The organism is Saccharopolyspora gloriosae (assembly GCF_014203325.1).
Lineage (GTDB): Bacteria > Actinomycetota > Actinomycetes > Mycobacteriales > Pseudonocardiaceae > Saccharopolyspora_C > Saccharopolyspora_C gloriosae.
The window spans coordinates 4,988,221-5,009,030 of sequence record NZ_JACHIV010000001.1; the positions used below are offsets into that span (position 1 = coordinate 4,988,221).

At 72.2% G+C, this 20,810-nt stretch carries 17 protein-coding genes; 8 read left to right on the forward strand and 9 right to left on the reverse strand.

What is annotated here, in order from left to right:
* Window positions 1-37 precede the first annotated feature (37 nt).
* The 4 genes from infB to rimP form a co-directional block, all read right to left on the reverse strand.
* Window positions 38-3,145, reverse strand: a complete 3,108-nt coding sequence (gene infB, locus BJ969_RS21645; RefSeq protein ID WP_184481496.1) for a translation initiation factor IF-2 — start codon at window positions 3,143-3,145, stop codon at window positions 38-40.
* Window positions 3,146-3,261: 116 nt separating this feature from the next.
* Window positions 3,262-3,750, reverse strand: coding sequence for a YlxR family protein (locus tag BJ969_RS21650; RefSeq protein WP_184481498.1), 489 nt, complete (start codon window positions 3,748-3,750; stop codon window positions 3,262-3,264).
* Complete coding sequence (nusA, locus tag BJ969_RS21655) at window positions 3,747-4,832, reverse strand: transcription termination factor NusA (protein WP_184481501.1); 1,086 nt, start codon at window positions 4,830-4,832, stop codon at window positions 3,747-3,749. Before nusA ends, BJ969_RS21650 begins: the two co-directional genes overlap by 4 nt.
* On the reverse strand, window positions 4,829-5,380 hold the full coding sequence (rimP, locus tag BJ969_RS21660) for a ribosome maturation factor RimP (protein WP_184481503.1): 552 nt from the start codon (window positions 5,378-5,380) through the stop codon (window positions 4,829-4,831). The genes nusA and rimP overlap by 4 nt, the downstream gene beginning before the upstream one ends.
* A gap of 247 nt (window positions 5,381-5,627) precedes the next feature.
* Between rimP and BJ969_RS21665 the strand changes: the two genes are divergently transcribed.
* Both BJ969_RS21665 and BJ969_RS21670 read left to right on the forward strand, forming a co-directional pair.
* Window positions 5,628-6,125 carry a hypothetical protein gene (locus BJ969_RS21665; RefSeq protein WP_343071532.1) on the forward strand — a complete coding sequence of 166 codons (498 nt, stop codon included), beginning with the start codon at window positions 5,628-5,630 and terminating at the stop codon, window positions 6,123-6,125.
* Window positions 6,122-6,583 carry a DUF4439 domain-containing protein gene (locus BJ969_RS21670; RefSeq protein ID WP_184481505.1) on the forward strand — a complete coding sequence of 154 codons (462 nt, stop codon included), beginning with the start codon at window positions 6,122-6,124 and terminating at the stop codon, window positions 6,581-6,583. The genes BJ969_RS21665 and BJ969_RS21670 overlap by 4 nt, the downstream gene beginning before the upstream one ends.
* 464 nt (window positions 6,584-7,047) lie before the next feature.
* Here BJ969_RS21670 and BJ969_RS21675 read toward each other — a convergent pair whose 3' ends face one another.
* Window positions 7,048-8,124 carry a hypothetical protein gene (locus BJ969_RS21675; protein ID WP_184481507.1) on the reverse strand — a complete coding sequence of 359 codons (1,077 nt, stop codon included), beginning with the start codon at window positions 8,122-8,124 and terminating at the stop codon, window positions 7,048-7,050.
* A gap of 165 nt (window positions 8,125-8,289) precedes the next feature.
* Window positions 8,290-9,315 carry an aminotransferase class V-fold PLP-dependent enzyme gene (locus BJ969_RS21680; RefSeq protein WP_184481509.1) on the reverse strand — a complete coding sequence of 342 codons (1,026 nt, stop codon included), beginning with the start codon at window positions 9,313-9,315 and terminating at the stop codon, window positions 8,290-8,292.
* A 72-nt stretch (window positions 9,316-9,387) separates the two neighbouring features.
* On the opposite strand from BJ969_RS21680, the gene BJ969_RS21685 reads away from it, so the two are divergent.
* The 3 genes from BJ969_RS21685 (at window position 9,388) to BJ969_RS21695 (ending at window position 13,469) form a co-directional block, all read left to right on the forward strand.
* Window positions 9,388-9,798: a secondary thiamine-phosphate synthase enzyme YjbQ gene (locus tag BJ969_RS21685; protein ID WP_184481511.1), complete on the forward strand. Its 411-nt coding sequence runs from the start codon at window positions 9,388-9,390 to the stop codon at window positions 9,796-9,798.
* Between the two features lie 178 nt (window positions 9,799-9,976).
* Entirely contained in the window at window positions 9,977-10,669 is a 693-nt protein-coding gene (locus BJ969_RS21690) for an HAD family hydrolase (RefSeq protein ID WP_184481513.1), read from the forward strand.
* A gap of 124 nt (window positions 10,670-10,793) precedes the next feature.
* Window positions 10,794-13,469: a tetratricopeptide repeat protein gene (locus BJ969_RS21695; RefSeq protein WP_184481515.1), complete on the forward strand. Its 2,676-nt coding sequence runs from the start codon at window positions 10,794-10,796 to the stop codon at window positions 13,467-13,469.
* Between the two features lie 166 nt (window positions 13,470-13,635).
* On the opposite strand, the gene BJ969_RS21700 is transcribed toward BJ969_RS21695, so the two are convergent.
* A complete protein-coding gene (locus BJ969_RS21700; protein ID WP_184481517.1) occupies window positions 13,636-15,384 on the reverse strand; it encodes a proline--tRNA ligase in 1,749 nt (582 codons plus the stop codon).
* 180 nt (window positions 15,385-15,564) lie between these two features.
* Between BJ969_RS21700 and yaaA the strand changes: the two genes are divergently transcribed.
* The 3 genes from yaaA to BJ969_RS21715 all read left to right on the forward strand — a co-directional run bounded on the left by yaaA (window position 15,565) and on the right by BJ969_RS21715 (window position 19,041).
* Window positions 15,565-16,308, forward strand: a complete 744-nt coding sequence (gene yaaA, locus BJ969_RS21705; protein WP_184481519.1) for a peroxide stress protein YaaA — start codon at window positions 15,565-15,567, stop codon at window positions 16,306-16,308.
* Window positions 16,309-16,877: 569 nt separating this feature from the next.
* Window positions 16,878-18,440, forward strand: coding sequence for a DEAD/DEAH box helicase (locus BJ969_RS21710; protein WP_184481521.1), 1,563 nt, complete (start codon window positions 16,878-16,880; stop codon window positions 18,438-18,440).
* Window positions 18,441-18,624: 184 nt separating this feature from the next.
* Complete coding sequence (locus tag BJ969_RS21715; protein WP_343071533.1) at window positions 18,625-19,041, forward strand: pyridoxamine 5'-phosphate oxidase family protein; 417 nt, start codon at window positions 18,625-18,627, stop codon at window positions 19,039-19,041.
* 71 nt (window positions 19,042-19,112) lie between these two features.
* Here the strand turns inward: BJ969_RS21715 and BJ969_RS21720 are convergent, their stop codons facing one another.
* Both BJ969_RS21720 and BJ969_RS21725 read right to left on the reverse strand, forming a co-directional pair.
* On the reverse strand, window positions 19,113-19,841 hold the full coding sequence (locus BJ969_RS21720; RefSeq protein ID WP_184481523.1) for a hypothetical protein: 729 nt from the start codon (window positions 19,839-19,841) through the stop codon (window positions 19,113-19,115).
* Window positions 19,747-20,382 (reverse strand): hypothetical protein, encoded by a 636-nt coding sequence (locus BJ969_RS21725; RefSeq protein ID WP_184481526.1) that lies wholly within the window; start codon window positions 20,380-20,382, stop codon window positions 19,747-19,749. The genes BJ969_RS21720 and BJ969_RS21725 overlap by 95 nt, the downstream gene beginning before the upstream one ends.
* Window positions 20,383-20,810 lie beyond the last annotated feature (428 nt).

The window sequence follows — 20,810 nt, forward strand, 5'->3', positions numbered from 1 at the left end:
GGGGCCGCCCGTGTGGACGGCCCCCGGCGGTAGCGGATCAGCTGCGCGGCTTCTCCCGCATCTCGTAGGTCTCGATGATGTCGTCGACCTTCAGGTCGGAGTACGACCCGAGCGTCAGACCACATTCGAAACCGTCGCGGACCTCGGTCGCGTCGTCCTTGAACCTCTTCAGCGAGCTGAGGGTGAGGTTCTCGGCGACGACCACGCTGTCGCGCAGCAACCGGGCCTTGGCGTTGCGGCGCATGATGCCGTCGGTGACCATGCAACCGGCGATCGTGCCGACCTTCGAGGACTTGAACACCTCGCGGACCTGCGCCCGGCCGAGCTCGACCTCTTCGTACTCGGGCTTGAGCATGCCCTTGAGCGCCTGCTCGATGTCCTCGATCGCCCGGTAGATCACCGAGTAGTACCGGATCTCCACGCCTTCGCGGTTGGCGACCTCGGCCGCCTTGCCCTCGGCCCGGACGTTGAAGCCCAGGACAATGGTGTTCTCCGCGGTGGCCAGGTTGATGTCGGACTCGTTGATGCCACCGACACCGCGGTGGATCACCCGGAGCTCGACCTCTTCGCCCACGTCGATCTTGCTGAGCGACTCTTCCAGCGCCTCGACGGTACCGGAGTTGTCACCCTTGATGATCAGGTTGAGCTGGTTGGTCTCCTTGAGCACCTTGTCCAGGTCTTCCAGGCTGACGCGCTTGCGCTTGGCAGCGTTCTGCGCCTCCCGGATCCGAGCACCTCGGCGGTCGGCGATCTGCCGAGCCACCCGGTCCTCGTCGACGACCAGGAACGTGTCGCCGGCACCCGGCACCGAGGTGAACCCGATGACCTGCACCGGACGCGCCGGCGTCGCCACCGTGACGTCCTCGTCGTGCTCGTTGATCATCCGCCGGACGCGGCCGTGCGCGTTGCCCGCGACGATCGAGTCACCGACCCGCAGCGAACCGCGCTGCACGAGGACCGTGGCGACCGGACCGCGACCGCGGTCCAGGTGCGCCTCGATCGCGACGCCCTGGGCCTCCATGTCGGGGTTGGCCCGCAGGTCCAGCGCGGCGTCCGCGGTGAGCAGGATCGCCTCCAGCAGGCCCTCGATGTTGGTGCCCTGCTTGGCGGAGATCTCGACGAACATGGTGTCGCCGCCGTACTCCTCGGCCACCAGGTTGTACTCGGTGAGCTGCTGGCGGATCTTGTCCGGGTTCGCACCCTCGACGTCGATCTTGTTCACCGCGACCACGATCGGCACGCCCGCGGCCTGCGAGTGGTTGATCGCCTCCACCGTCTGCGGCATGACGCCGTCGTCGGCGGCGATCACCAGCACGGCGATGTCCGTCGACTTCGCACCACGGGCACGCATGGCGGTGAACGCCTCGTGACCAGGGGTGTCGATGAAGGTGATCGGCCGCTCGTTGCCTTCGAGCTCGGTGACGACCTGGTAGGCACCGATGTGCTGGGTGATGCCACCGGCCTCACCGGCCTGCACGTTGGCCTTCCGGATCGTGTCCAGCAGCCGCGTCTTGCCGTGGTCGACGTGACCCATGACGGTCACGACCGGCGGCCGCGCCGCGAGCTGCTCCTCGGAGCTGTCCGGGTCGCCGAAGTTGATGTCGAACGACTCCAGCAGCTCCCGGTCCTCGTCCTCCGGGCTGACCATCTCGACCCGGTAGTTCATCTCCTGGCCGAGCAGTTCGAGGATCTCGTCGGAGACGGACTGGGTCGCGGTGACCATCTCGCCGAGGTGGAACATCGCCTGCACCAGCGAAGCCGGGTTGGCGTTGATCTTCTCGGCGAAGTCGGTCAGCGAAGCACCGCGGCGCAGGCGCAGGGTCTCCCCGCCACCGCGCGGGAGGCGGACACCGCCCACCGACGGCGCCTGCATGTTGTCCATGTACTCCTGGCGCTTCTGCCGCTTGGACTTGCGTCCACGACGCGCCGGACCACCGGGACGGCCGAAGGCACCGGCAGCGCCACCGCGACCGCCGCCACCAGGACGGCCACCGCCGCCGGGACGACCGCGGAAACCGCCGCCCGCCGGGGGCCCGCCGGCGGGAGCACCGCCGCCGCCACCACCGGGACCGCCGCCACCGCGGAAGCCGCCGCCACCGCCACCGGGACGACCGCCGCCGCCACCGGGACGGCCACCGCCGCCACCGGGACCGCCGGGACGACCGCCACCACGACCGCCGCCGGGGCCACCGGGGCCACCGGAGCGGGCCGGGCGCGACGGCATCATGCCGGGGTTCGGCCGGGGCGGCATCATGCCCGGGTTCGGGCGGTTGCCGCCGCCTTCACCGCCGCCGCGCGGGGCCGGAGTCCCGGACGCCGGAGCGGTGCCTGCGCCACCCTGACCACCGCGGTCGGGACGCTGTCCCGGACCACCGCGGCCGGGGCCCTGACCGCCCTGGCGCTGCTGCTGTCCTCCGCCGGCACCGCCACCGGGCCGCGGCGGACGCTGCGCCGGAGCGCCGGAGCCGACGCCGAACGGGTTGTTGCCGACGCGCGGCGAGCGCGGGCCGGGCTTGGGCTTGGAGCCCTGCGGCTTCGGCGGCACGGTGCCGTCGGCGTCGCCGCCCTGCTTCTGGTCCTGCTTCGGACCGGGACGCGGGCCGGGCTTCGGGCCGGGGCGCGGAGCCGAACCGGTCGAGCCGCCCTGCGCACCGGCGGCACGCTCCTCGCCACCCTGGGGCGCGGACTCCTGCTGGGAGCCCGCCTGCGCGGCGGGCGCCTGAGCGGCAGGTGCCTGCTCGAACGGCGTGGTCTCCGGAGCCGGGGCCTGCGGGCCGGGCTTCGGACCCGGCTTGGGGCCGGGCTTGGGCGCACCGGTGCTCTCACCGGGCGCCTGCTGGCCGCCGGGCTTCGGGCCGGGAGCGGGGGCCTGCGGACGCGGGCCGGGCTTCGGACCGGGCTTGGGCGCACCGTCACCGGACTGGCCTTCGGGCTTGCGCGGCGGCGCGGGCTTCGCGCCACCGGAGCGGCCGTTGGGCTTGCCGGACTTGGGGTATGCGTCGCGGAGTCGGCGCGCCACCGGGGCTTCCACGGTGGACGACGCGGACTTGACGTACTCGCCCTGCTCGGCGAGCTTGTTGAGGACTTCCTTGCTCGTTACACCGAGCTCTTTTGCGAGCTCATGCACGCGGGCCTTGCCTGCCACTGCTCTCCTCATCTGGGTGAGGCCGGGCGGCAGTCCCGCTCGACCTCGTCCTATTGCCGATGCGCGTTCATGTCTTCAGCTTCACGGCTGATTCATGACGGGTCGACCTGCTTCCTTCAACTGCTTCCGCACGGGAGGTTCCCGCGTCGGTCTGGGGATGAGCCGCTCGCCGACGGCGTCCCGGAGTCCGGATCGGAGTCCAGGTGTGCCTGCACGGCCGAGAGGTCCAGCGGACCCGGCACGCGGAGTGCGCGGGGGAACGCTCGACGTCGCTCGGCGAGCCGAAGGCAACGGGGATCGGGGTGCAACCATGCTCCCCGGCCCGGTCGCCGACTTCGCGGATCGGGGACGGCGGCGGAACCCGCGGAGCCGTCCTCGGCCACCACTCGCAGCAGCTCGGCGGCCGACGTTCGGAGACGACATCCGACACAGGTCCGAACCGGTCCATCGGCACGGTCGAAGCCGTGCGTACCGGGCGATCTTGTGCGGATTCTCGCTCCCTCGCGTCGAGCCACCAATGATTCTAACCCGTTGCCGCCACGACTTGTATCCGAGTCCGTCACCGCGGTGGCGGCCGGTCGTCGGCCGGCCGCCACGGGGGTCATTCCGCGGTACCGACCGCGGGCAGTTCGTCGGCTCCGGACGCACCGGCGCCGGGGTCGATGCCGGGCGCCGGGGCGACCGCCTGTCCGGCGGACGTGGTCGGCGAGCCGGGGTCGGCGTCGCTGCGGATGTCGATCCGCCAGCCGGTGAGCCGCGCGGCGAGCCGGGCGTTCTGCCCTTCCTTGCCGATCGCGAGCGACAGCTGGAAGTCGGGCACGACGACGCGCGCGGTCTTGGCGCGCTCGTCGACGACCTCCACCGAGATCACCTTGGCCGGCGACAGCGCGTTGCCGACGAAGGTCGCCGGGTCCTCGGAGAAGTCGATGATGTCGATCTTCTCGCCGCCCAGTTCGCTCATCACGTTGCGCACGCGCGAGCCCATCGGGCCGATGCAGGCGCCCTTGGCGTTGACACCGCCGACCGTGGAGCGCACCGCGATCTTCGAGCGGTGCCCGGCCTCGCGGGCGACGGCCGGGATCTCGACGGTGCCGTCGGCGATCTCCGGGACCTCCAGCGCGAACAGCCTGCGCACCAGGTTGGGGTGGGTGCGGGAGAGCGTGATCTGCGGGCCGCGGGCGCTGCGGGAGACGCCGACGACGTAGCACTTGACCCGGGAACCGTGGTCGTAGCGCTCGCCGGGCACCTGCTCGGCGGCGGGGATGACGCCTTCGCTGTCCCCGACCTGCACGATGACCATGCCGCGCGAGTTGGCCTTGGCGTCGCGCTGCACGACACCGCCGAGGATCTCGCCCTCCTTGGTGGAGAACTCCCCGAAGGTGCGCTCGTGCTCGGCGTCGCGCAGCCGCTGCAGGATGACCTGCCGCGCCGTGGTCGCCGCGATCCGCCCGAAGCCCTCGGGCGTGTCGTCCCATTCCTCGTCGACCGCGCCCTCGGAGTCCAAGGTGTGCGCGAGCACGCGCACCACTCCGGTCTTGCGGTCCACTTCCACCCGGGCGTGCTGCTGGTGCCCTTCGGTGTGCCGGTATGCCGTCAGCAGCGCTGATTCGATCGCTTCCAGGACCGTCTCGAACGGGATGTCCTTGTCGCGTTCGATCGCTCGCAGCGCGGCGATGTCGACGTTCACCTCGACTCCTCCGTGTCTTCCCGGTCGTCGCCTTCCGGGCCGTCGGCCGCCCGCTTGAGCAGGACGAGGTCCTGCGCCGGTGGCTGCTGGAATTCCACCTCGACCACCGCGCGCTCGATGTCACGGTAGGCCAGCGTCCGGATCTGCTGCTCCACGAGCACCTGGACGCTCTCGTCGGCGGCGGCTCCGACGCGCGCGGTGAGTTCACCGCCGTCGGAAAGCTTGATCTTGACCAGGCGGTGCTGGGCACGGCGCCAATGCCGGGGCCGGGTCAGCGGCCGGTCGGTGCCGGGCGAAGTCACCTCCAGGGTGTACGCCCCGGCGAGGACGTGTTCGTGCGCGTCCAGCACCTTCGACACGGCACGGCTGAGCTCGGAGATCTCGTCGAGACCCACCCCGTCATCGGAGTCCACGACGACCTTCACCAGGCGGCGTCTGCCTGCCTGCTGCACGTCGAGCTCCTCAAGGTCGAAACCGGCCGCGGACACGGCGTCGGCGACGACGGGCTCCAGCAGCGCGATGGCCTCATCGCGCGGCGGGCTGGACACGTTGGCACTCCTTGATTCGGGGATGATCGGGTCACTTCGGAGGTGATCGGGCCGGACCGATCGTGCGGCCCGGCGACGCACCGGTTCGGGCGGTGACGCCTTCGTCCGGACTCGCGAAACCGCGTCCGGCGCTGGGCGCGCGGGCCGCGGTCGTCCAGCTTATCTGGTCGGTTCCAGGCACGGCGCGGCGTGGCCTCCGTGCGGGCCGACGCCGCCCTCCGCGGCCTGCCTGGCAGGATGGATCAGCGTGCGAGCCCCCTTCTCCTCCCGTCACCCGAACGGGCCTTCGCGGGTCGGACGCCGCGAGGTGTTGCGGCTGTTCGCGGCGTTGCCCGCCGTCGCCGTGGCGACCTCCGCGTGCACCGGTGGCGAGGACGTGCCGGACCCGTTGACGGCCTTGGCGACCGCGGCCCGCTCGGACGCCGCGCTGGCGCAGGGCGTCGCGCGGACGCATCGCGCGCTGGGGGCGGAGGCCGGCGCCGTCGCGGAGATCCGGTCGGAGCACGCGCGGCTGCTGCAGCGGGAGATCGACCGGCTGGACCCGCCGGACGAGCCGCGCCGGCACTCGGCGCCCGCGGTCCAGGTGCCGGCGTCGGCGGACGCGGCGAAGGCGGAGTTGAAGAAGGCGCTGGCGCTCGCCGAGCAGTCCGCGGCGAAGCTGTGCCCGACGTTGCCGGGTTACCGCTCGGGGCTGACCGGTTCGGTCTCGGCCAGCTGCGCGAGCTTGGCGGAGGTGCTGGCGTGAGCGAGGAACTGACCGAAGCGGGCGCGACCGCGTTGGCCGCGGCGTTGCGCGCGGAGCACGCCGCGGTGTGGACCTACGAGCTGGTGACGGCGTTCGTGTCGCGCCCCCAGGTCCGCTCGGCGGTCGCGGAGGCGACCGGCGTGCACGAGGGGCATCGGGACGAGGCGCAGCGCCTGATCCGCGCCACGGGGGCCACTCCCCCGGCGGCCTCGCCCGCCTATTCGCTGCCGCAGCCGATGACCGACGAGGGTTCGGCGATCGCCGTGCTGATCATCGCGGAGCAGGAGTGCCAGGTCGGCTGGCGCTCGGTGCTGGAGAACACCGAGCCGGACGGCCCTGACCCGGCGGTGCGCCGCACAGCCCTGACCGCCCTGACCACGGCCGCCACCCGCGCCACCCGCTGGCGCATCACCGCAGGCCGCACCCCCGCAGCCGAAGCCCAGCCCGGCAAGCCCTGAAGCCCCCGAGCACAGGCAGCCACCCCACCCACCGAACAACGAAGCCCAACCCAGCACCTCAAACAGCGACCCCACACCCACAGGCCCTGCCTTACGGCGACGCCGCGCTGTGGGCGGCGAAGCACGCCTGCTTAGCGGCCGAAGGCCGTGCCTCGCGGCGAAGCCGTGCAGTGGGGCGGACGAAGTCCCGTCTACCTTGCGGCCGTAGGCCGTGCCTCGCGGCGAAGCCGTGCAGTGGGCGGCGAAGCCAAGCCTGCCCGGCGGCCGAAGGCCGTGCCTGTATGTGCGAAGCACATAGCCCACGTCAAAAAGGTGACCACCCGCGGGTTCTCAGCTTCCTTCTCGCGAGGACAGCTTTTTCCCTCGTGGCGGAGCCACTCGGGAAAAAGATCCCGCAGCGAGAAGGAAGCTGAGGTTCCGCCACAGGACCACCCGAGCAAAAAGGAGCCCGACCCATGCACACGTCAGCCGCTGTCTTGGGGCCAGCCTAGGCGGAGCGCGTCTCGGGTGACTTCGGTGAGGCGCTGGTCTTCGTAGTCGTCGGGCTGCGAGAAGTAGCCGGATTCGCCGACGACGACGAGCCGGGCCTGCTGCTCGGAGTAGTAGCCGACGTCGCTGCTGAGGCCGGGGAACTCGTCGGGCAGGTCGCGTCCGGCGGAGACGAGGTCCATCACGTTGCCGGTGCCGTCCTGGGTGACGAGCTCGTTGAGCTGCGCGGCCGTGGCGGCGTCGGCCATCCGGATCGTGACCACGGAGGTCAGCACGCGCTGCCCGTCGGGCAGGGTCGCGGTGTAGAGCGCCCGGGTGAGGTGTTCGCAGCTGTTGTCGTTGAAGAATTCCGCGATCTTCCCCGTGGAGACCTTCGCGCAGCCCTGCTGGCCCTCTTCGCGCAGTTCCAGGTTGAAGCGGTTCTGCGTCTGCGGCACCGGAACGGGGGCTTCGCCGGCTTCTTCGGCCGGGTCGGAGGAGGGCTTGATCAGCAGCCAGAGCAGGCCGGACACCACGGCCACGCCGAACAGGACGAGTCCGCGCAGCGCCCACCCGTAGGGGGTGATGGCGGTGCCGCCGACTCCGGCGCCCGCCGCGGCGGGCGCGGGGCGGACGGGTTCCTGCCTGTTCGTGGAGGGGTAGGCGCGCTGGTTGAGGTCGGCGCCGTGCTGCTGGTGCTGCTGCTGCTGGCCGCTGTGCTGGGCGTAGCCCTGCTGCTGCGGGTACTGCTGCTGGGCCGCGTAGGGCTGCTGCTGGCCGTAGCCCTGGCCGGGGTGCTGCGGGTACTGCTGCTGTCCCGCGCCGCCCCACGACCCTGCGGCTCCCGGGTGGCTCTGGTGCTGAGCAGCCTGGTTCTGAGCTCCCGGATGGTGCTGCTGGGGCTGCCCGTAACCGGGTGTGCTCTGCCCGTAGGCCTGCTGCGCGTGCGGCTGACCGCCGTGCGACGTCTGGGCCGACGGCTGGTGGAAGGCAGGGCGGGTCGCCTCGCCGGGTCCGCCCAGGGTGTCCGGGCTGAAGTCGGCGGGGGCCGCGCTGCGGTGCTCTTGGTTCACCCGTGAGTTGTCGCGCTGGAGTGGCGCAGTGTCAGCTCGCTGCGCGTTCTGCGGCGAGCCTGTCATCTCTTCGGGTGCACCTTGGGGGTCCGGCACGAGCACTAACGGTAGCGGTTGCGGATCGCGCGCAGAACAGCACGTGTGCTGGGAAGACGTTCGGGCTGCTCAGCCCCGCAGCGCGCGCAGCACCAGGTCGACGTCCGCTTCGGTGTTGTAGAGGTGGAACGACAGCCGCGCCTTGCCCGCTCTGGCGGCGCAGGCGATGCCCGCGTCGGTGAGCTTCCGAGCCGCGTCGTCACCGGGCACGGACACGATCGCGGAGCCTTCGGCGGGGACGCCGAGTTCGGCCCGCACCTGGTCGGCCAGTCCCGCGCAGTGCGCGCGCACCCGCGTCAGGTCGAGTCCGGCCAGCGCGCGCAGCGAGGCGGCGGCGCCGACCTGGGCCAGCCACGCCGGTGACAGGTCGAGCCCGCGTCCGCCGGGCGCCTGCCGCAGCGGGAGTCCGTAGATGCTGCTCATGCCGCCCCCGGCGTACCAGTTGGCGTGGTTCGGGCGGGGCGCGGGCGCGTCGGGGTGCTGCGCCAGCCAGGCGGCGCCGCGCGGCGCGAGCAGCCACTTGTAGCCGGTGCCGACGACGTGGTCGACCCAGTCGAGTTCCATCGGCAGCCAGCCCGCGGCCTGGGTGACGTCGAGCAGCACTCGGGTGGGCGTGCCGCGCACCGCGTCGCGCAGCGCGCCGAGGTCGACGAGCCGCCCGTCCGCGGACTGCACGACGCTCACCGCCACCAGGTCGTGGTCGGCGGCCTTGTCCGGGATCGCTTCGAGCGGCACCTCGTCGACTTGCACGCCGCGGTCGGTTTGGGCGGCGAACGGGAAGCTGACGCTGGTGAACTCGTCTTCGGCGACGAGGACTCGGGCGCCGTCGGGCAGGTCGGCGGCGATGATCCCGACGAGCTGGGAGATGGTGGCGCCGATGGCGATCCGGTCGGCGGGCACGCCGATGAGCTCGGCGAACGACTCCCGGCCCGCGTCGGTGTCGGCGTCGAAGTCGGTCGGGCGGGCGCCGCCGGCGCCCCAGGTGGCGACGGCTGCGGCGACGGCCTCCACGGTCCCGGTGGGCGGCACCCCGATGCTCGCGGTGTTGAGGTAGCCGTCGGGGACGTCGAAGGTGAGGCCGAATGCGGTGCGCATACCGCGATCCTCACCGACGCGGCCGGTGGCGCGCCAGAGCCGGCGGGGGGAACGGCGTTCTACGGTGGCGTCATGCGAAGCGCGGAAGTGGAGATCCGGACCGGTTCGACCGAGGTGGTCTACGACCTGGGTTCCGAGTGCGAGCGGTTCCTGCGGTCGGCCGGCGCGCAGGAGGGCCTGCTCAACCTGTGGGTGCCGCACGCGACGGCGGGCCTGGCGGTGATCGAGACCGGCGCAGGCAGCGATGAGGACCTGTTGGCGCAGCTGCGCGAGCTGCTGCCCGCGGACGGGCGCTGGCGGCATCGGCACGGTTCGCCGGGGCACGGCCGGGATCACGTGCTGCCCGCGCTGGTGCCGCCTTATGCGACGGTGCCGGTGCTGGAGGGGCGGATGGCGCTGGGCACCTGGCAATCGGTGTGCCTGGTCGACACGAACGTCGACAACCCGGTGCGCCGGGTGCGCTTGAGCTTCCTGGAGGGCTAGGCCCGGAATTGCGGTCCCCGAAGGTCTCACCCGACGAGTGGAATCCCGGCTCGACGGGAGTAGTTCCCGTCGATTTCGCGAGAAATCGCGCGGCCACCGGCGGGCGGCGGGTAGTTGCGCGCGCAGAGATGGCTCACATCTTGATCATGAACGCCGGGTCTCGTGCCAGGATGGACCGATGACCGCGCGACTGGTCCTGTGGGACGTGGATCTGACCCTGATCGACGCGCGCAGCATCGGCGTCGACTGGTACCGCCGGGTTCTTTCCGAGGTCACCGGCGTGCACTTGCAGCACGTGCCGGACATGGCGGGCAAGACCGAGCTGGCGATCACCGGCGAGGTGCTCGCGGCGCACGACATCGACGCCGCCGCGGACACCGTGGCGGCCATGTTCGCCGCGCTGACGGCCGTGGTGCTCGCCGACCGGGACGCGTTGTCGTTGCGCGGCAGCGCGATGCCCGGCGCCGCGCAGGCCCTCGCGGCGCTGGCCGAGGTACCGGGTGTGGTGCAGAGCCTCGTCACCGGCAACCTGCCGGAGGTCGCGTTCCACAAGCTCGACGCGTTCGGCCTGCACCGGCACGTGGACTTCGACATCGGCGGGTTCGGCGCCGAGTCGCTGCACCGGCACGACCTGATCAGCGCGGCCGTGGCGAAGGCCGCGGCCAAGCACGACGCGGAGTTCGCCCCGGAGTCGGTGATCGTCGTCGGGGACACCCCGCGCGACGTGGCGGGGGCGTTGCACCACGGGGCGATCGCGGTCGGCGTGGCATCCGGCCGCAGCGACGAGCGGGAACTGCGCGCGGCGGGGGCGCACGTGGTGCTGCCCGACCTCACCGACACCGACGCGGTGCTGAAGGCCGTCGCGGGCTGAGGAACCCGCGTCGCACGGCCGGCGCCCGTCGACCTCGGGCGGTGCGTTGCGCCGTGACCGGTTCGGCCCAACGGGTCCGCACGAATGCGGCATTCTCGCCGAGCGCGTGCGCTATACGTGGGAGATGGATCGCGCGGACGCCGACGGAGAAGACGCCACCGAGCCGGACGGCGACGGCGGGAAGCCGGACAAGGACGGCCGGGAGCCGCCCGAACAAGAGCCGATGTCCTCGCTGTTCTCCCTGAATTCCGTCCGGGACAGCGACATCCGTGGTGACCTCTTCCAGATCGGCCAGTGGACCGGCAACCTGCATCCCTTGCCGTCGACCGAACCTCCCGCTGAGCTCACCGCGGCCGTCCCGCGCCGCCCGTCGCTGCTGCTCGGCCGCGATCGGGAGTTGGAGTCCGTGCTGACCACGTCGAATCCGGTGTGCGCGGTGGTCGGCATGGGCGGGGCGGGCAAGACCACGCTGGCGCTGGAGGCCGCGTACCGGTTGCGCGAGCAGGGAGGCTACGCGGGCGGGGTGCTGTTCCTGGACTGCCGCGGTTACCCGCGGAGCGATCCCCGGGACCGCGAGGTCCCGATGGCGTTCGAGCAGGTCACGTCGACCTTGCTGCACTGGCTCGGCGTGCACGACGCACCGCGGGCGGACGCGGCGACGAAGCGGTTGCAGCAGCGCTACGAGGAGTTCGCCGAGCGGGGGCTCCCGCTGTTGCTGATGCTCGACAACCTCGGCACGACGTTCGACCCCGAGCCGTTGCTGCCGGCGCCCCGCGCGCACCGGACGTTGATCACCACCCGCGCCGCGGACGCCGTGCGGGACGCGGCGCTGGTCCGGCTCCCGGAGCTGTCCTCGGCCGCGGCGGTCGAGTTGCTGCGGGCGGAGCTGGAGCGCGCGGCCCCGGACGATCCGAGGGCTCGGGACTCGGAGGGGTTGCACGAGGTCGCCGAGGTGTGCGGACGGTTACCGCTGACCCTGTCGGTGATCGCCGCGATGCTGAGCCGGAGCCCGAAGGAGTTGAGCGCGGTCGCCGCTCAGCTCGCCGCGTCGCAGCGGCTCACCGTGCTGGATTCGGTCCGGTCGGCGTTCGAGTTGTCGATCCGGACGCTGCGGGAATCACCCGCCGAGATCGACCGGGAGGCCGCGGCGCTGTTCCAGCGGATGGGTTGCCTGCCGGGCAGCGAGTTCACCGAGCGCAGCGCCGCCGCGCTGCTGGACGAGCCGGATGCGGCGCGGGCGTGGGCGCTGCTGGACCGGTTGTGCACGGCTCACCTGCTGGCGCCGAGCGGGCATGCCGATCAGGTCCGGTTCCTGGATCTCGCCGGGGAGTACGCGTCGAAGCTGTTCGCGGAACTCCCGTCGGGCGCGGACGCCCAGGACGGGTCGACGCCGTCGCAGCTGGACGTGCTGGTCCGGCTCGCGGAGAGCGCCGCGTCGGCGACCCGCGCCGATATGTCCACAGTGGACTACCCGGAGGACCCGCAGGCCGCGGCGCAGGCCCTCCAGCGGCTGATCGCGGAGCAGGACGCGCTGGGGATGCTCACCGCCCGCGCCGCCGACATGGCCGAGCCGGAGCCGGAATCCGAGGCGCGCGGGCGGCTGTTGACGGCGAGCCGCACGATCGCGATCTCACTGGTGGTGCTCTACGAACGCACCGGACGCGGACGGGAGTCGCTGGCGGCGTCGCGCCTGCTGCTGCGCGTGACGAGGGCGCTGGACGACCGCCGCGGTGAGCTCGACGCCTTCCTCGCGATGTGCCGCGGCCTGCTGGCCGTGGACGCCCGCCCGGAGGCGGCCCGCTGCCTGCACGAGGCGAGCAAGCTCACCCGGCAGCTCGACGGCTACCCGACCGAGTTCATGCGGACCTTCGCGGAGCTGGCCTGCGAGGTGGGCGAGCTGGCCGCCGGCGCCGAGGAGTTCACCGGCCTGCTGGACCGGTACCGGAAGTCCGGGGACGTCGAGGGGCGGCTCGCCGCGCTGCACGGGCTCGGGCGCGTCGCCTTCCTCCGCGACGACCTGCCGGAAGCCGTGCGCAGGCACGAACAGGCACGGGATCTGGCGCAACGACACGCTTGCGCACCGCACGCGGAACGCGCGCTGGGCGAACTGGGCGAATGCCACGCGCGGCTGGGCGACACCGAGCGCGCCGCCCGGTGCCACGAGGACGCGAAGCGGTCCGCCGAGCAGCGCGGATTCCCGCACGGCGCCGCGGTGGCCGCGCACCACCTCGGCGATCTGCACCGGGATCAGGGCGAGGACGCCGAAGCGCTGGAGCGCTACGCGGAGGCCGAGCGCGGTTACCGCGAAGCGGGCGACGTCGCTCGCGCGGACCGGCTGGTCGAGCTGATCCGCGCGATGCGGACCGGACCGGAGCGACCGACGCTCGCGGCGGATCCGCCGCTCCCGGTGGAACCGCCGCCGATCGCGTCCCCGCCGCGGCGGAATCCGTCGACCGTGGCGCGCTCCATGTTCGACGTGCTCGTGGTGCTGGGCGTGCTGACCGCGGCGCAGGTCTGGTCCGCGCGCGAAGGAACCCCGGCCGTTCCGTGGACGTGGTGGACGCTGGCCGTCCTGCTGCTCGCGACGGCCGGCGCACGCCGGTACGCCTATCGCTTCACCACGATCGGGTTGTCCCACTGGTGGTGGGCGCTGGACGTCCTGGCCTACGGGGCGGTGCTCGGCTACTTCGCGGGCATCGCGCTCGACGCGGGGCAGGTGAACGCCGTGGTCGGCATCGCCGTCGTCCTGCTGTCCGCCGGGGCCACCACGTACGTCCGCGGCCGACTGCGCCCCCGCTGATCGCTTCCCTCCCCGACCGCGCCGTTGCCGATCGACCGAAGACCGGAGGTGACGCCGCGCAGGACGAACGGGTGCGGCGACGAACTTCGAACTCCGTCGACACCGCGAACATCGTCCGAGCGCGAAAACGGCGGCCTGCGCGCGCAGGCCGCCGTTCGGGGTTCGTTCAGCCGCGGACGGTCTGGACGAGGTGGCCGACGGCCTTGTCGACGTCGATCTCCTCGCGGTCGCCGGTGCGGCGGTCCTTGACCTCCACGACGCCCTTCGCGAGTCCCTTGCCGACGACGAGGATCGTGGGCACGCCCACGAGTTCCGCGTCGGCGAACTTCACGCCGGGCGAGGAGGTGCGGTCGTCCAGCAGGACCCGCAGGCCCGCCTCGTCGAGTTCGGCGGCGAGGCGCTCGCCGCCTTCGCGGACCGCCTCGTCCTTGCCCGCGATGACCACGTGCACGTCGGCGGGAGCGACCTCGCGCGGCCACACCAGGCCGAGCTCGTCGTGGCTCTGCTCGGCGATCGCGGCGACCAGCCGGGAGACGCCGACGCCGTAGGAACCCATCGTGATCCGCTTCGGCTTGCCGTCCTGGCCGAGGGCGTCGAGGCCGAACGCGTCGGCGTACTTGCGGCCGAGCTGGAAGATGTGGCCGATCTCGATGCCGCGGGCCGCGACCAGCGTGCCGCCGCCGTCCGGCGCGGCGTCGCCCTCGCGGACCTCGGCGGCCTCGATGGTGCCGTCGGGGGTGAAGTCGCGGCCGCAGACCAGGTCCACGACGTGGTGCCCGGCCTGGTCGGCGCCGGTGACCCACGCGGTGCCGCTGACCACGCGCGGGTCGGCGAGGTAGCGGATTCCGTTGTCCTGCAGCGCCTTCGGGCCGATGTAGCCCTTCACCAGGAACGGGTTCGCGGCGAAGTCGGCCTCGTCGACGAGCTCGACCTCGGCGGGTTCGACGGCCGCTTCGAGCCGCTTGAAGTCGACCTCGCGGTCGCCGGGGACGGCGACGGCCAGCATTTCCCACTTCTCCGCGCCGGGCTCGCGGGTCTTGACGAGCACGTTCTTGAGCGTGTCGGCGGCGGTGAAGGTGCGGCCCATCTCGGCGGCGTTGAGGAAGTCCACCAGCGACTCGATGGTCGGCGTACCGGGCGTGTGGTGGACCTGCGCGGCCGGCTTGTCCTCGATGGACTCGGCAGCGGGCACCGGGGTCACGACGGCCTCGACGTTCGCGGCGTAGTCGGAATCGGTGCTGCGCACGAAGGTGTCCTCGCCGGTCGGGCTCTCCGCGAGGAATTCCTCGGAGGCGGACCCGCCCATCGCGCCGGAGGTCGCGGCGACGATCACGTAGCGCAGGCCCACCCGGTCGAAGATCCGGACGTAGGCGTCGCGGTGCAGCCGGTAGGAGTTCGACAGGCCGTCGTCGTCGATGTCGAAGGAGTAGGAGTCCTTCATGACGAACTCGCGCCCGCGCAGGATGCCCGCGCGGGGACGTTCCTCGTCCCGGTACTTGGTCTGGATCTGGTACAGCATGACCGGGTAGTCCTTGTAGGAGTTGTACTCGCCCTTGACGGTGAGCGTGAACAGCTCCTCGTGCGTCGGCCCCAGCAGCATGTCGGCGCCCTTGCGGTCCTGGAGCCGGAACAGCAGCGGGCCGTACTCGGTCCACCGGTTCGACTGCTCGTAGGGCTCGCGCGGCAGCAGCGCGGGGAAGTGGATCTCCTGCGCGCCGATGCCGTTCATCTCCTGGCGCACGACCTCTTCGACGTTGCGCAGCACCTGCAGGCCCAGCGGCAGCCACGAGTAGATGCCCGGGGCGACTCGACGCACGTATCCGGCGCGCACGAGCAGCTTGTGGCTCGGCACCTCGGCGTCGGCCGGATCCTCGCGCAGGGTACGCAAGAACAACGTCGACATCCTCGTGATCACGGCGGGCGCTCCTCGGGCGGGTCGAAAATGCGGAATACCGACATGTTCACGTGGTGGAACGTGCGGTCCTCGCAGGGTAGCGACCCCCACCGGGGTCCTCGCCAGCGGATTGCCCGCGTCGCGGACGCGCCCGCGACGCCGACGACACCGCGGCCCTCGGGGTCACTACCCTGATCGCTCGTGCTGGTGCTGCTGCCTCCTTCCGAGACCAAGGCCGCGGGCGGCGACGGTCCGCCGCTGGACCTGGACGCGCTGTCCTGCCCGGAGCTCACCCCGACGCGGCGGAAGCTGGCGGAGGCGCTGCGGTCGCTCGCCGACGACGTCCCGGCGAGCCTGTCCGCGCTGGGCCTCTCCCCGCGCCAGTCCGGCGAGGTGGAGCGCAACGCGGCGCTGTTCGACTCCCCCACCGCCCCCGCGCTGGAGCGCTACACCGGGGTGCTGTTCGACGCGTTGGACGTCGCGTCGCTCACGGCCGCCGAGCGGGCTCGGGCGGATGCGCGGCTGGCGGTGGGCTCCGCGCTGTTCGGCCTGGTGCGCGGCGGCGACCCCATTCCGGCGTACCGCTTGTCGGCGGGCAGTTCGCTGCCCGGTTTCGGCACGTTGCGCGGGGTGTGGCGTCCGGTGCTGGAGCCGGTGCTGCGCGAATCGGGCGAGCCCGTGGTGGATCTGCGGTCGGGCGCGTACGCGGCGCTGGCGCGGGTGCCGGGCGCGATCGACGTCCAGGTGCTGGCCGAGAACGCGCAAGGCGAGCGCAAGGTAGTCAGCCACCACAACAAGTCCCACAAGGGCCGCCTGGCCCGCGTCCTGGCCACCACGACCACCGAGCCCACCTCGGTGGACGACGTGATCGACCTGGCGCGACAGGCCGACATGCACGTGGAACGCCCGGCGGAGACCTCCCTCACCATCGTCATCCCCACCTGACCCGAACCCATCGCACGACGGGCCCGTCCACCCGAGACGCCAGGCCCACCAACAACGCGGCAAAGCGCCCTCCCGCAGCGGCGAAGCCCAGCCTCGGGCCGCGAAGCGAGCCCGCCTCGCGGCGAAGCCGTGCCTTGGGCTGCGAAGCAAGCCTGCCTGGCGGCCGAAGGCCGTGCTTGTATTCGCGCAGCGAATAGCCCACGTCCAAAAGCCGACCACCCGCGGGTTCTCAGTCGGTCTCTCGCGAGGACAGCTTTTTCCCTCGTGGCGGAGGCCACTCGGGAAAAAGATCCCGCAGCGAGAGACCGACTGAGGTTCCGCCACTCGACCCCCCACCCAAACCATGATCAAGATCTAGCGGTCAGCTAGACTCGGGGCGCACTGGACAAGGCGACCGCCTGGGAACAAGCCCGACGAGTCAAGCCGGACACGTTCACCCCGATCCCCCTCTCCGGCTCCGGTGCTCCCCGCCATCCACCAGCGGCGCCGTAGTCGCGCCGGGCTCGTCCTTGTGATCAGCGCGCGACCGCGCGGCCTCCCCGAGACGTGCCAGTTCCCGGAGGTTCGCTGTGCGTCCCAGTTCGTCCCCCGCCGCCCGTTCCCGGCGCCCCCGCCGCCGCGGCCCGGCCAAGCCCGCGGCGCCCGCCGCGCCGAGCCTGTTCGACCAGGTCGGCGTGACCGCGGTCGACCCGGCCCCGTTCGATTCGCTGGGTCTGCCGCAGAAGCTCGTGGCGAGCCTCGCCGAGGCGGGCCTCACGGAGGCGTTCCCGATCCAGGCGGCGACCATCCCGGACGCGCTGAGCGGGCGCGACGTGCTGGGCCGCGGCCAGACCGGTTCCGGCAAGACCCTCGCGTTCGGACTGCCGCTGCTGGCGATGCAGCGCGGCAACGCCCGCGCGATCCACCCCCGCGGCCTCGTCCTGGTGCCGACGCGGGAGCTCGCCACTCAGGTCACGAACGCGCTCAAGCCGCTGGCGAAGTCGCTCGGGCTGTACGTGCGCGAGGTCGTCGGGGGCATGCCGTTCAACCGGCAGGCCGACACGCTGCGCCGGGGCGTGGACGTGCTCGTCGCCACCCCGGGCCGGCTGTCCGACCACGTGCGCCAGGGCACCTGCGTGCTGTCCGAAGTGGAGCGCACCGCGCTCGACGAGGCCGACCAGATGGCCGACATGGGCTTCCTGCCGCAGGTCCGCGACATCCTCGACCTGATCCCCGCCGACGGCCAGCGCCTGCTGTTCTCCGCGACCCTCGACGGCGACGTCGACAAGCTGGTGCGCGAGTACATGACCGACCCGGTGGTGCACTCGCTGGCACCGCCCGCGGCCAGCGTGGACAGCATGGACCACCACCAGTTCCTGGTGTCGGCGGACGAGAAGCTCAACGTGCTGTCCCGCATCGCCGCCCGCGACGGCCGCACGATCATGTTCGTGCGCACGAAGCACCACGCGGACCGGCTGACGAAGAAGCTGCGCGCCTCCGGGGTCCGCGCGGGCGCGCTGCACGGCGGCAAGGCGCAGAACGCCCGGACCCGGATCCTCGACGAGTTCCGCGCGGGCACCACTGAAACGCTGGTCGCGACGAACGTGGCGGCCCGCGGCATCCACGTCGACGACGTGAGCCTGGTGGTGCACGTGGAGCCGCCGGCGGACCCGAAGGACTACCTGCACCGCGCCGGGCGGACCGCGCGCGCCGGTGCGACGGGCACGGTCGTGACGATCGTGACCGACGACCAGAAGCGCGCGTTCCAGCAGATGGCCACCAAGGCCGGTGTCACCGCGACGACGACGAAGATCGCCCCGCAGGACGCGGAGCTGGTGCGGCTGACCGGTGCTCGGGAGCCCAGCGGCGTCGCCGTGGCCGAACCGCGCAAGGACACCCCTCGCGGTGGCGGCGCGCGCGGCGGTTCCGGGCAGGGCCGTCGTCAGGGCGGCTCGCGCGGTGGCGGTCAGGGCCAGGGCCAGTCCCGTTCGCGGGACGACCGGCCCGCGCGGGTCGACCAGCGCGGCCGCGGGGTCTGGGAGGACCAGCGGGGCGGCGCCCCGCGCGGTGGCGACCGGAACAGGCGCAACGGCTCCGCGAACGCCCGTGGCGGCCAGCGCCCGCAGCGCTCCCGGCAGTCCTGGGCGGGCTGAACGACTTCGCGCGGCGGCGGAGCCTCAGCGGCTCCGCCGCCCGACGCACTGCGGAGTCCTTCAGAATGATCTTTTGATCGGTGCCTCGTCAGCGGCGGGGCCGCTGAGGTTCCGCTGAGCGACCACCTGCGAAGGTCATGCTGAAACGACTCCTACGCGGATCGCTCTGAGAGGGGTGCTGGAAGTGGCGAAGTCGCGCACCGTGTCGTTGTCCGAGGCCAGCGCCGAGTTCCTGGCGTTCTGGGCGGAACCGCACGTCTGCACGTTGACGACGGTGCGCGCGGACGGCACTCCGCACGTCGTCCCGGTGAACTCCACGCTGGACGTGGCGACGGGGATCGCGCGGGTGCTGAGCTCCCACGATTCGCACAAGGCACGGCAGGTCCGCGCGTCCGGCGAGCCGGGCGCGCGGGTCGCGCTGTGCCAGGTGGACGGGCGCCGCTGGTCCACGCTGGAGGGAGTCGCGGTGGTCCGCGACGATCCGGCGGTGGTCGCCGACGCCGAAGCCCGCGCCACCGCCCGCTACGGCCGCCCGCCCCGCCCGAACCCGAACCGCGTCATCCTGGAGATCACCGTGACCCGGGCCTTGAGCAACCTCTGATCGGGCACGACGTTCTCGCAAGGCACGTGAGGCCCGGACGGCGGGCACGACGCTCCATCGCTACTCACCGATCACGGGCGGCGCGGATCGGCGCACCTCGCCCGACCACACGTCGTCCTCCTCCACCAGCCAGTTCGGGTGCACGTCCTGGTCAACGTCCGGAACGGCGCGCGCACCACGATTCCCGCCCCCGCCGCCCATCGGAACCGACGCTCCGCCCCACGGGTGCCCCGGGCGCGGCTCGAGTGCACGTCGGAGCCCTTCCGCATCGACGCCCGTACCGCGTCGGCGAACGGCGCCAGCTTCTGCCACCACTCGCGCAGCAGACCCGAATCGGTGTCCCGTTCCGCATCGGCGAACATGTCGAGCCAGGCGAGCGCCGCGGGAGCACCCGCCGCGCACAGCTCCTCACCCCACGCCAGCACGGCCGGTAGTGCCGAACGCGGTCCACCGCACAGCCGGTGGTAGCACTCGTCGACCAGCAAGGACCGCCACTCGTCGTCGACCGCCGCTGGCGCGGTGCCCCCGCCGAGGCCCTCCCGCCGTGCGAGGTAGTGCCGCGCCAACGACCTGTTTCCGGCCGCGAAGCGCTCCGGCGACCGCCCCCGCGAATAGCGCACCATCGCTTCGCGCACCACGTCGTCGTAGGTCAGGCGCCCCCGGCTTTCCCGGACGAACGGATGCCGCCGCAGCCGCCGGAAGACCTCACCCGCCCGGTCCGGCCCGACCAGAACGCCCAGCGCATCCTCGTCGAGCTCGCGCGGGAACGCGGCGAGCAGCGCGTCCTCGCGCTCGGCCACGTCCTCGACCCGGGTCGGCGAGCGACGCCGAATCCCGCACCTCGTCGGCGAGCTTCGACACCAGTAGCGGAAGCCCACCGGAGAGCCTGCTGACGGAGCCGAGGACGGTCACGTCCGTGATCCCCCGACCCCCCAGCAACGCCCTGATCTCGTCCTGGGTGAACGGTTCGAGGTGCCAGTTCTGGGTGATGGGCGCGTACTCGCCCCAGTTGTTGACGTCCAGCGGATGTTGTCCCGCGACGACCAGGACAAGGTTCATCGGAAGCTCCCCGAACCGGCCTTCCAACAGGCGCAGCAGCCAGGGTTCGAGCAACGCCGCGGTGTGCTCGTAGTTGTCGACGAACAGCGCCAGCGGGCGATGCTCGGCCAGCTTGCGCATGTCCTCGACCAGCAGCGGCGAGAGCTCGGCGACCGGGGACAGCAGCAGACGGGCCTGGTCGTGGGTGCGGAACTTCCCCGCGAGGAACGCGCGGGTCTGCTCGAGGCGGGCGGCGATCTCGTCCGAGGCGTACTCGTCGGTCACCGCGGTCAGTCCCGGCACGGCGGTCTTCGCGATTCCCCGGCCGATGGAGCACGCCGTGCGTGACGAACAGCTCCCTGGCCGCCGGCGGCGCCTGCGGATCGGAGAGCACGTCGTCCCTGCTCTTCACGTATTCGTCCAGACGGAGCTGGAAGGCTCGTGCCTGACCTCCCTGCCCCGCCCACTGTCGCGAGATCGCGGCGAGCGTGGAGACCACGTCCGGATCGACCTCGTCGATCACCGAGGTCAGCGCCTCCCCGTCCAGGGCGATCGCACGGAGCCTCCGCAGCAGCGCGGTCTTCCCGATCCCTGCCTGACCGCTCACGGAGAACACGAACCGCCGCCCCGGGGCGAGCGGATCCGAGTTCAGGTGCGCGCGAAACCCGTCGCACTGTCGGCTGCGGCCGATGAACGCGTCGCTCTGGCGCTGCCGGATGAGTTCTTGCAGG